Genomic DNA, 11,410 nt, shown 5'->3' on the forward strand with positions numbered 1-11,410 from the left:
GTCCATATTATGTCGAAAAATACAACTAGATTCTGTTACTCTTGTGACCTAAAAGACGACCCAAAACTCATTGCGGAATATAAGAAATACCATGCCGCCGGAAACGCCTGGCCTGAGATCACAAAGAGTATCAGGGACGCGGGAATTGTTGATATGCAAATCTATCTCACAGGAAATCGTATGTTCATGATCATGGAGGTGGACGAGACTTTTAATCCGGAAAAAAAAGCTGAAATGGATGCCAATAATCCGAAGGTACAGGAATGGGAACAACTCATGTGGAAATATCAGCAAGGCTTGCCTTGGGCTAAAAAAGGTGAAAAGTGGATACTTTTGGAAAAGGTTTTTCAATTGTAAGTTAACGATATGTTTCAAAAAACAGCACTGGGTTTATTGATTGTTAGCTGGCTGTTATTCAATCAGTTCGTTCATGCCCAAAAAAATGCATCTAACAAGCCCAACATCGTTATCATTTTTACTGACGATCATCGATTTGATGCTGTTGGGGCTTTGGGCAATGGCCAAGTTAAAACCCCGAACCTTGATAAACTGATCAAAGGTGGCACCACATTTACCAATGCCTATATACAAGGGGCAAATTCAGGGGCGGTTTGCGCCCCGAGCAGGGCCCAGTTGTTGACAGGGCGTGGGGTTTTTGAACTCCCGGATGGAAATGGCCATTATTTTCCGGAATCAATGATGTCTTTCCCAACAGCCTTTAAGAATGCTGGATATTTCACTTTCATTACGGGCAAATCCCATAATGGTCCTGAAGCTTCTATGCGTGGTTTTATGGGTGGGGCAACCTTATTTGGGCTTTCAAACGGGTATTATGTCCCCCATTTTAGAATGCCCTACCAAGATTTTCGGGAAGATGGCACCTATGATGAAGAACACTTGTATTTTATGGCTGGGGATCATCAAGAAATTCATTTGGAGCCAGATTCCAATCTAGAACATATGGGGCCACACTCCAGTGAGATCTTTGCGAAGTCTGCAGTGGATTTTTTGGAAAGCTATAACAAAGAAGAACCATTTCTTTTATATGTACCCTTTCATGCACCCCATGATACCAGAAATGCCCCGAAAAAATACCATGAAATGTATGCCCCGGAAACAATAGCATTACCTCCCAATTATATGGCGATGCATCCTTTTGATAATGGGGATCTTTATATACGTGATGAAAAGTTGGCACCTTATCCAAGAACAGAACGGGATACGAAATATCAACTGGCTGACTATTATGCAATTATCACTCATCTGGATGATCAAATAGGCAAAGTACTACAAGCTCTAGAGGACAAAAACATGACCAAGAACACAATTATTGTATTTGCAACCGATAGTGGTTTGGGAATGGGCAGTCATGGACTATTCGGCAAACAAAATTTGTATGAGGATGGGGGTATTCATGTCCCCATTGTCTTTAATGGTCCTGGCATTCCCAAAAATGAAACCCGTAAGGACCTTTGCTATACCTATGATATCTTTCCGACTTTGTGTGAATTGACTGGAATAGAAGTTCCGTTTTCTGTTACTGGAATTAGTCTGGCCAAATCGATTGAAGATCCCACTAACCCAATGATCAGAAAAGAGTTATACTTTGGGTATAGGCACACCCAACGTGCCCTTCGAGATGAACGGTATAAATTGATTGAATATCAAGTAGGAGGGAAGCGTAATACACAATTGTTCGATTTGCAGAATGATCCTTATGAAACTGCAGACCTGTCGCAAAAACCTGAATTTAATGAGACGCTTTCATTTTTACGGGAACGTTTAAAGAAGAACAGGACCGAAGGTCTTAAATGGGAAGATGCTTTTTGGGAACAATTCTAAAATATGTATAAATGAGACGATTATTCTTCAATTTACCTTTAGCATTTTTTTTTATTCTTTTGAGTACATCGGCCCAAACTTATCATGTAAAGGATTACGGGGCGGTCAATGATGGAACTACTTTAAATACAATTGCCATACAAACTGCAATCAATGAATGTACTCGAAATGGTGGAGGAACAGTGTTGCTATCAGGTGGGGGTAAGTACATGACCGGGACCCTGTATTTGAAAGACAACGTAACACTGCATATCGGTAATGGTACCGTACTATTGGGTAGTCCTAATTATGAAGATTATACCACAGATACCCATAAGAATATGTACAAGAATGAGCCACATATGGATAGTTGCCTCATTTTTGCCAAAGATGCCACCTCCATTGCCATTGAGGGTTATGGGACCATAGACGGCAATGGCCACAGGGAATTTTCAATAAGGACACGGGCCGACCGATGATGATTCGCTTTTTAAATTGTAAGGACATCCACTTAAATGATATTACGTTGATAAATCCAGCTGCATGGACATCAGCATGGCTCTACTGTGACAATATCAGTGTAAGTGCCATCAACATTGTCAGTAGGGTCAATGGCAATGGGGATGGGCTTGACTTTGACGGTTGTACCGATGTACGTGTTATTAATAGCACGTTCGACACCAGTGATGACAGCATCTGTCTGCAAGCTTCCAGGCCCGACAGACCATGTAAAAATGTTGTGGTGAGCAATTGTACTTTCACATCGAAATGGGCAGGGATGCGTATTGGACTTCTTTCTAGGGGCAATATCGAGTCGGTCAGTGTTACCAATTGTACGTTTCGGGACATACAGGATTCAGGACTTAAGATCCAACAGAATGAAGGGGGTGAAATGAAGAATATGGTCTTCAGTAATTTAGTGATGGAGAATGTTCCCAGACCTATTTTCATGACTTTTTGCCAACAACGGGCTTCAAATGAGACTCCAGAAGGCCAGTTTGAACCTTTGAAACGAATGCACCATTTTATATTCAGTAATATCGTAGTTGACAATTCTAAAGGCGATAAGAATTCGGCTTTCTTTTTAACAGGACTTCCTGATCACAAAATAGAGGAGGTGATCATGAAGGATATCCAATTTACAATTTCTGGAGGAGGAACTAAGGAAGACGCCCAAAAAGCCAATATCAAGGAGTATACACTCGATGTATTGGATGGATGGTGGCCCGAATTCCATTTGGTAGGTACGTTGCCGGCCTCCGGTATTTATGCAAGACATATCGACGGATTGGTTCTCGAGAATATTCAAGTCAATATGATTGAGAAGGACGCACGGAAAGTGGTCGTTTTTGATGATGTTTCGAATGCCCGTATCCGTGATGTACGAAGTAACGATAAGCGTTTCAAATAGTGCTACCTTTTACCTATTCCCTGTTTTTGTTCTCCTTCAGAATACGGTTTTTCTGCTTTTCATTCAACCCATGTTCAAAATAAAATTCAGGCTTGTAGTATTCATGGGCGCGCTTCATATCCGGGTCATGAATATCAAGGCTCAGATCGCAATCAAAACGGGCGAGTATAGCATGGTTTTGACTCCAAATCGTTGCGTTCGTAAAATGTGATAGGCCCCAGGTAATACCTTTTCCATAATCCGTATTGGTAAAGGCATCGGGAATATAAGGTCCAGCGGCATTGGGCATTAAATACGTGATCGAGGCAATATCAAAGTTAACCCCGTCCGCTGCATATTGTACTGTATTATGTTCATTGCCATCCCTGATAACCAAGGCAGCAATCCCTTCCATAAATGGGAATAGCGTAGTTTCATGCCCCGAATTGATAACGGGATTCAATGGATGCTTTGTAAAAGGGCCCAAAGGATTGTCGGCAATGGCCAAACCTTGCATTCTGACCAGCTCTGGGTCTCCATCAAAATCGGATTTATAGTAGAGGTAGATTTTGCCCTTATATACCAAGGGATATGGGTCATGGATCGAGTATTGATCCCATTCGCCTTCAGCACCATTGGGAATCACAATTTTATTGTGTGGAGTCCAAGGACCATCGGGTGAATCGGCATAAGATACAGCAACCGGACAATCATCCCCTCGCTTACCGCTGGCCTCCATAAAACCTTGGTAATACAAATAATATTTGCCTTCCCATTCCAGAATATCGGTTGTTGTTACCGATCGCCATCCCACATTGGGTTTGGGAGGTCGCGGCACGGCGACCCCTTGCTCTTGCCATGTAAAGCCATCCTCGCTCGTAGCGTACCAAATATCGGCCAGATCCCAGTCGCTTGAAGGAATGGTATCGTTCGATTTTTCAGCCCCTTGAGGCGGGGTGGGGGTATGGCGATGGGTGTACCACACATAATATTTACCGTTGGCAAAGATAACCTTTGAAGGATCACGACGTGAAATAGTGCCGTCATCATTATTATAGTCAAAACCCTTGAGCTCGGTATATTTGAATTGCGAATACAATTCATTTTGAGAGGGTCTGGGGGCTGAATACGCATCATAATTACGTGCACTTGCCTTACTCATTGCTCTATTGGGCTTTTTTTCCGGAAGTTTGAAAGGAAAGCCTATAGTATTCGTTTCAGATAAGGTAACCTCCTTTTCATTTTGGATTTTTTTGCAGGAAATCAAAACTAAGAGTATCATGCTAACAACTATCAATCTTTGCAGTTTCATCTTTTAAAATTTATTTAGGGTGTCTTTTTGAATAATGTGTCTGATGGACTAATCTTTGTGTGCATCTTCGTTACCACCAATGTCGTTTTCTTTATACCCTTCCATCACAATTTTAAATGCATGTGCATAGTCTGTGGGATATGACTTGGGCGGTTTAATTACCAATCCACGGGAATTCCTTTCCCACTCCAATTTTTCATCACTGCCCAATAAACTCACACTCATGATTTTTGAGTTTAATGCACCAATATCTGTGCTCAAGGTCTTCATCACGATGTCTTCTTCCGGTTTGTCCATCACAATAGCATAGATTTCTTTATCAGATTTTTTAGTATATCGAATATCCGTATTTGTATATTCAATTTCGATTTTCTCAATTTTATGCCCGCCTTCAGGCAAGCGGGTCGGACCTTCGCCAAAGACCGTCCACGGACGGGTTTTGTAGATAGCATCACCATTGACCTTTAGCCAAGCACCCATTTCGGTAAGTAGATAAACCATTTCCTCTGGTATGGAGCCATCCGGATTTGGAGGTACATTTAATAGCATCAAGCCATTTTTCGCCACGATGTCGACCAAAATATCTATCAAATCGTTTGGTTTTTTAAACTCCGCCCCAGGACGGTAGAACCAAGCTCCTGGCGAAGTATCTGTCAACCATGCCGGGCTTTTAGGTTGGTTTGGCCGACCTCGCTCATAGTCTTTAATGGCAGTTGTAATGGGAAAAGTACTTTCTTTATAGGCCACACAAACTTCTTTGCCCCATTTTTGTGCCTCATTATAATAGTAGGCCAAAAATTTCTGACGGTCCGCTTCTGGAAGGTTTTCCAACCACCAGTCGAACCAAATTAAATCGGGCTGGTATATATCGATATATTCTTTGAGCTTGGCCCACCACTCCTCGCGGAAACGGTCATCTGGCACATCCGATTCCAAACTATGGGGATTCGTGTACAAATCATAATCTTGGGGATCAACCCCACCATATTGGTGTGCTGGCGCAAAATATTTCCAGGTAAAGGCATGATGGAAGGAGGCCATAAATTTCAATCCTTGCGCCTCAATCTCCTTTTTCAGGGTTGCGGAGGGGTCGATTCCCCCATAATTCATCGAGTTCCATCGTGTTGATTTGGCATCCCACATCGCAAAATTATCATGATGCATGGCTACAGGTCCCGCAAATTTTGCCCCCGATTTGGCAAATAATTCAGCCCATTCTTTGGCATTGAATTTTATGGGTTTGAAATTTTCGATGATATACTTGTACCCATACTTGGCCGGATCACCATATTTCTTTTTATGATGTAAGTAATTGTTTGAGGGCTCTCCATTTTTAGTGGGTACTTTCTTTCCGTCTTGATACATGATCATACCATGCCAACCGCTATAGTTCTTGCTGGGGTCGGTGCCTTCAAATGCTTCTGATACAGGGCCCCAGTGTGCATAAATGCCCAATTTGGCATCTAGAAACCAATCGGGTGTTTGGTTTACCTTGGAAAGTGATTCCCAGGATTCTTCATATACCACACTTTCTTGCGCTTTTAGGATACTAAAAGCACAAAAAATAAGGACTGCCATAAAAGGTAAAGCTGTTTTTTTCATTTAGGGTGTTTTACTTTAAACTTATTATTGATTTCTACTTTACAAGATTGACAAACACGGTATTTGCATCTATTGAGCTTTTTTGATCACCTTCCATGGGACGCATACTTGCCACCAACTTATAACCGGCCATAGGTTTTAATTCCTTATCCAGTTTAAAGTTGAATTCCAGATTGGCGTAACCAGCAAATGCCACAAAAATCGATTCTTGGATCTTTTTCCCTTCAAGATCAAATAGTACCAATTCAATTTGCCGATCCGTATTGGCTTTGTAGCTCAATGGAATATTTAGGGTCTTCGAATTTCTTAAATTGATTTCGGCACTTTCGAAAATTATAGTTTCGTCATATAGCCCTAAATCCTGTTCCAATTTAGATTCGTTAGAGGCATTAAGGCCAACAAGTTCGTAACCCCTGACCCAATCATAATAAACCGTATTCTTAGTGTCATCTGCCAATTCCTCATCAGTAGGTAATGAAATCCATGGAAATGGATAGGTTTCATGGACCAATCTCATATACATGGGCTTATCCATTGGTTTATCTGTTATCTTATCATAAAATTTTTGATGTTTGGGCTCCCTATCATCGTAATAATAACTGGCAGATTTTTCATCGCGCCACCAACCGCCGTACACATGAAAATCTTTTGAAGCCAATTCCGTATCCTCAAACCTTACCTGAGCAGCCCGGTAATCGTGTTTCCCTTCATCACAATCGGTATACCAATAATGTGCATTCGAATGCATTCCACTAGCGAAGTATTTTCCTTCAAAGTCACCTTCCCTTCCAATACACTCTTGAATATCCCATTCTTGTCCATAGCTATCACACCCATTAGGGCCTACACCTCCATTACCGGAAAACCAAAACGTAGTTGACATCGTTGTTGCTGCTGCTTTGACCCTGCACTCGTAGTATCCGAGGAATACCGGCCTTTTTGAAACAACGGCAGCTCCTTTGATATTGAAGGTTATATCTTTTCCATAAGCATGAACAATGGTGTCATTATTCATCTTTTGCCCTTTTAATTGCAGGGAACCATCTGCAACTGAAACCTGCGAAGGCATAAACAACCCTGGAGGTCTACCTATCCATGTAGGATGATGATCAAGCCACTTTGTTGTATCTAGCACTGTACCGTTAAATTCGTCCGAAAAAGCAGGGTTTAATATCCAACGTTTACCGACGGGTGGCTTAGGTGGCCCTGAATCGTTTACTTGGGCATTGCCCCGGAATACATTGGTACTACAAAAAATCATTACGCTCAATACAATTCTTTCTAAAGACATCATTTTTAATCGTTTTAGTATCGTTTGAATAATTGTCACATGAATTGATTTTCAGCTTTATAAATACGCTAACTTTCTTTAAATCAATTGACAAGCTGTAAACATTATATCAATTTCATCAAGCTCCTGTCTAAAAACATTTTTATAGTGTTGCCTTCGACGTTTTTATTATCAATTGTTCTAGTTTCCCGGCCTACTTAGACCTTGTTCAAAATATACTTCGGGTTTATGCCATACCCCTGTTTTTTTAAAAATATCGGGCTCATCAAAATCCAAGCTTAGGTCACAATCAAATCGTGCCATTATGGAGTATTGTTTTTGGGAAGTTCCTGCGTTTATAAAATGACATAACCCCCAGGTAAATCCCCTGCCGTAATCAGTATCTGTGAAAGCATCTGCAACGAAAGGTGCTGCTGCCGTAGGGGTAAGCGATAAACTGGAGGCAATTTCAAAATTGACCCCATCTTTGGCATACTGCATCGTTTCCCGTTCGTTTCCATCCTTGATCGCCAGCGCGGCAACTCCTTCCTTAAAAGGGAAATAGGTCGTCTCATGACCCGAATTGAGCACGGGATTCAATGGATGTTTCTCAAAAGGTCCCAAAGGATCATCTGCAATCACTAGCCCATGGGCTACAGCATATTTATCACGTATATCTGGCCATTTGTTGTAAGCGGCCTTATAATACAAATAAATTTTACCCTTGTAAACGATCGGATGTGGATCGTGCGTAGCATCTTGGTCCCATTCGCCTTTTTTGCCAAACGGTATAACAGAATCGCCACCATGGGTCCACGGCCCATCGGGGGAATCGGCATAGGATACCGATACCGGACACCAATCTCCCCGAAGTCCACTGGGTTCATTAAAGGCCTGGTAATAGAGGTAGTATTTATCTTTCCATACCAAAATATCAGGAGTGGCAACCGAACGCCATCCCGGTGCGGGTTTGGGTGGCCTTGATACGGCTACCCCTTGTTCTTCCCAAGTAAATCCATCTTCACTGGTTGCATACCAGATATCGCATAAATCCCAATCGGTAGATGGAATTTCATCTGTCGCTTCCTTTGCGCGATTCGCGCCAATTGGGGGCACTACGGTATGTCGTTTCGTATAATAGACATAAAATTTATCATCCACCAGAATGGGTCGCGAAGGGTCGCGCCGGGATACGGTTCCATCGCCATTATGATAGTCAAAACCCTTTAATCGGGTATATTTAAATTGGGAAAAAAGTTCATTGTCATGCACCCTGGGAGCCGGATAGCTGAACATGCGTTCCATGGCAGCACTCAAGGGAATATCGGGTTTTTCAGTGGGTATTTTATGGGGAAAAACACCTGTGGTTTTTGTTTCCAAAGTTGATTCAACTGTTTTTTCCGATTTTGAATCCTTACAGGATAAAACAGTGCCAATGATCAAAATACTGAGTACGATTTTTACCAGGGCATTCTTCAAGTTCATGATGTTATATTTTTTAAGCCGGAATTAAAGATGATTTAGCATTTGATCTCCAATTCTTCCATTCATTTTCAACCTGTAATAGAGGTGTCTCACATTGTATTGGAAGCTACTAATAGAATGCTTATCACCTTATGTTTTTGATATTTCATCAAATAATGGCCTCTTTTTTATTCACTGATCGCGAAAAAAACGTTCCTTCCATTTTCTAGTATCAGGTTGTTCCCTGATAATTCCAAAATCCCATTTAAACGGATATCGGTGCAAGAAGCTCCCACCTTGAACTCGTACTTGTCCGCTTCAACAAACCATAGGTCCTTTTTATATTGGGCCAATTGTTGGGGGGATATCTTAAAGGTTACCGTTTTTTCTTCCCCAGAATTTAAGCTTATCCGTTCAAAACCTTTCAGCTGAATGGGCTTCATGGTCGATGATTCCCCGACGGGTGAAACATACAACTGTACGATTTCGGTTCCGTTCATGGCCCCTGTATTCTTTATATTGAATGAAAGGGAGAATCGTTCATCGGTGATGGCTACTTCAGGTTTCAATTTTAAGTCGCTGTATTCGTATTGTGTATACGACAGACCATACCCAAAAGGATATTGCGGCATATTATCGTCCATATAACCATTCTTGTAGTTTATTTCTTCTTTTGCTTCCGTTCTCGGATATGTCACACAAAGTTTCCCCGATGGATTCACATTACCCAAGAGTACATCGGCAACAGCGTTTCCTCCTTCCTCTCCAGGGAACCAAGCCTGGATGATCGCGGCACATGTACCTTCAAATTTGTCCACAAGTTGCTGGCGACCCCCGAACATCACAAGAATAACAGGTTTGCCCGTTTCAATAAGTTTTTCGACAAAGGCTTCTTGCTCTCCTGGCAATCGAATGCCTTTACGTTCTCTTCCCTCCCCACACAAATAGATATTCTCTCCCATGGCGGCAATGATAACATCACTTTCTTTGGAAATATTCAGGGCGTTTTGCAAATCCGGTTGTGGCAGCCCTTTAATAGTCAACATTTTCACCTTGCTTAGCCTATCATCACCTAAACCGTCGGCTATCACTATTGATTCTAGAGGAGCACTCCAATCGCACCCTCGTTCATGAAGGATTTCAACGTCACTTCCTAACTTGGATTCCAGACCTTCTTTTAGAGTGACCAATTTGGGGTTGTTCGGATCAAAAGATTGGCCCCACCAAAATGAAACCATAGACTGGTACGTATAATCCCCAAGCAACCCATGGACTGTCGCGGCATTGGGTCCTACCAAAGCAATTTTGCCAATATCTTTTTTTAAAGGAAGGATACCATTGTTTTTCAATAGGACAATGGATTGGCATGCTGCGTCATAGGCCAGTTTTCTGTTCGAAGGAGGGTCAAAATCAAGTAAACCATCTTTTCCTATGACCGGGTTATTATCCAACAAGCCCAATTTAGCCTTCATCATTAGCAAACGTTTGACCGCCGTATTGATTAGTTCTTCGGTTACTAGGCCTTCTTCAAGGGCTTTTGGAAGTAAAGGATAGGCAATGGGCTCGGCCAATTCTATATCAATACCTGCATTTAAAGCCAACGCACCGGCTTCCATGGAATTTTTCGCCTGTTTATGCCCTGTATGAATAAGGTTGATGGCCCCATAATCGCTCACCACCACTCCATCGAAACCGACTTCTTTCCGCAATATTTGATTCACCATAATGGGATTCGCGGCTACCGCTAAGGCCTTATATTTTCCATAGGAAGGCATTATACTTTTAACCCCTGCCAACTTTATGGCAGCTTCATGGGGCATTAAATATTCCTCATACAATTCTTTTTTGTTCTGATTTTGTGTGCCATACCCCGCAAAATGTTTTGCAGTAGCTGCTACCCCAGTTGCTAAATCATCGCCCTGTAGCCCTTTGATAAAAGCAACTCCTAAACGCGAAGTAAGGTAGGCATCCTCTCCATAGCTTTCCTCTAGACGGTTCCAGTGTGCCGTGCGACTGATATCGAGCATAGGGGATAAGGCATAGGTTGCGCCTGCCGCACGCATGTTCCTAGCGGTTGACGCCGCATTTTTTCTTACGATATCCGGGTTCCAAGAACAGCCAACTCCAATTTGTTGTGGAAAAGTGGTAGCTCCCTTTGTTGCGAAACCCGTTATGGCCTCTTCATGGAAGATAGCAGGAATTTTCATTTTGGTTTCGGTCATTAGATAATGCTGCACTTCTCTAACCAAATCCCTGAGCTCTATAGGTGAAAGGGTCAATCCCGATGAAAACTGGCAGAAATGTCCAATACCATCAGGGATCACTTTTCGACACTTTTCAAGAGAGAGCTTCCCATCGACCAATAATTGGTTAAGTCGTATGCCCTCTATTTGCGCCAATTTTTCGTCCATGGTCATCGAAGCTATAATACCCTCCAATCGTGCTTCGATTTGAGATGTGGCATCTGAAGGGGCCTGAGCTTTAAGTCCTGTGCTAAAAACCAAGAAACCTATCACTAGATATATCGCTATTCGCATTTACTATTTTTTAT

At 42.1% G+C, this 11,410-nt stretch carries 9 protein-coding genes; 4 read left to right on the forward strand and 5 right to left on the reverse strand.

Annotated elements, in window-relative coordinates; translation table 11 throughout:
• Positions 1-9 precede the first annotated feature (9 nt).
• From WBM98_RS01310 to WBM98_RS01325, 4 genes are read left to right on the forward strand one after another with little or no spacing between them, the layout of a single operon-like run.
• Positions 10-357 carry an L-rhamnose mutarotase gene (locus tag WBM98_RS01310; protein WP_424364211.1) on the forward strand — a complete coding sequence of 116 codons (348 nt, stop codon included), beginning with the start codon at positions 10-12 and terminating at the stop codon, positions 355-357.
• Positions 358-366: 9 nt separating this feature from the next.
• Complete coding sequence (locus WBM98_RS01315; RefSeq protein WP_424364212.1) at positions 367-1,842, forward strand: sulfatase-like hydrolase/transferase; 1,476 nt, start codon at positions 367-369, stop codon at positions 1,840-1,842.
• 11 nt (positions 1,843-1,853) lie between these two features.
• Positions 1,854-2,300 (forward strand): glycosyl hydrolase family 28-related protein, encoded by a 447-nt coding sequence (locus WBM98_RS01320; RefSeq protein ID WP_424364213.1) that lies wholly within the window; start codon positions 1,854-1,856, stop codon positions 2,298-2,300.
• Positions 2,300-3,232 carry a glycoside hydrolase family 28 protein gene (locus tag WBM98_RS01325; RefSeq protein ID WP_424364241.1) on the forward strand — a complete coding sequence of 311 codons (933 nt, stop codon included), beginning with the start codon at positions 2,300-2,302 and terminating at the stop codon, positions 3,230-3,232. Before WBM98_RS01320 ends, WBM98_RS01325 begins: the two co-directional genes overlap by 1 nt.
• Positions 3,233-3,245: 13 nt before the next feature.
• Here WBM98_RS01325 and WBM98_RS01330 read toward each other — a convergent pair whose 3' ends face one another.
• The 5 genes from WBM98_RS01330 to WBM98_RS01350 form a co-directional block, all read right to left on the reverse strand.
• On the reverse strand, positions 3,246-4,493 hold the full coding sequence (locus WBM98_RS01330; RefSeq protein ID WP_424364214.1) for a glycoside hydrolase family 117 protein: 1,248 nt from the start codon (positions 4,491-4,493) through the stop codon (positions 3,246-3,248).
• 78 nt (positions 4,494-4,571) lie between these two features.
• Entirely contained in the window at positions 4,572-6,125 is a 1,554-nt protein-coding gene (locus tag WBM98_RS01335) for an alpha-L-fucosidase (protein ID WP_424364215.1), read from the reverse strand.
• Between the two features lie 34 nt (positions 6,126-6,159).
• Positions 6,160-7,419 (reverse strand): family 16 glycosylhydrolase, encoded by a 1,260-nt coding sequence (locus WBM98_RS01340; protein ID WP_424364216.1) that lies wholly within the window; start codon positions 7,417-7,419, stop codon positions 6,160-6,162.
• Positions 7,420-7,596: 177 nt separating this feature from the next.
• Positions 7,597-8,880 carry a glycoside hydrolase family 117 protein gene (locus tag WBM98_RS01345; RefSeq protein WP_424364217.1) on the reverse strand — a complete coding sequence of 428 codons (1,284 nt, stop codon included), beginning with the start codon at positions 8,878-8,880 and terminating at the stop codon, positions 7,597-7,599.
• Positions 8,881-9,047: 167 nt separating this feature from the next.
• Positions 9,048-11,396: a glycoside hydrolase family 3 N-terminal domain-containing protein gene (locus WBM98_RS01350; RefSeq protein WP_424364218.1), complete on the reverse strand. Its 2,349-nt coding sequence runs from the start codon at positions 11,394-11,396 to the stop codon at positions 9,048-9,050.
• Positions 11,397-11,410 lie beyond the last annotated feature (14 nt).

This window comes from Maribacter sp. (assembly GCF_049667165.1).
Lineage (GTDB): Bacteria > Bacteroidota > Bacteroidia > Flavobacteriales > Flavobacteriaceae > Maribacter_A.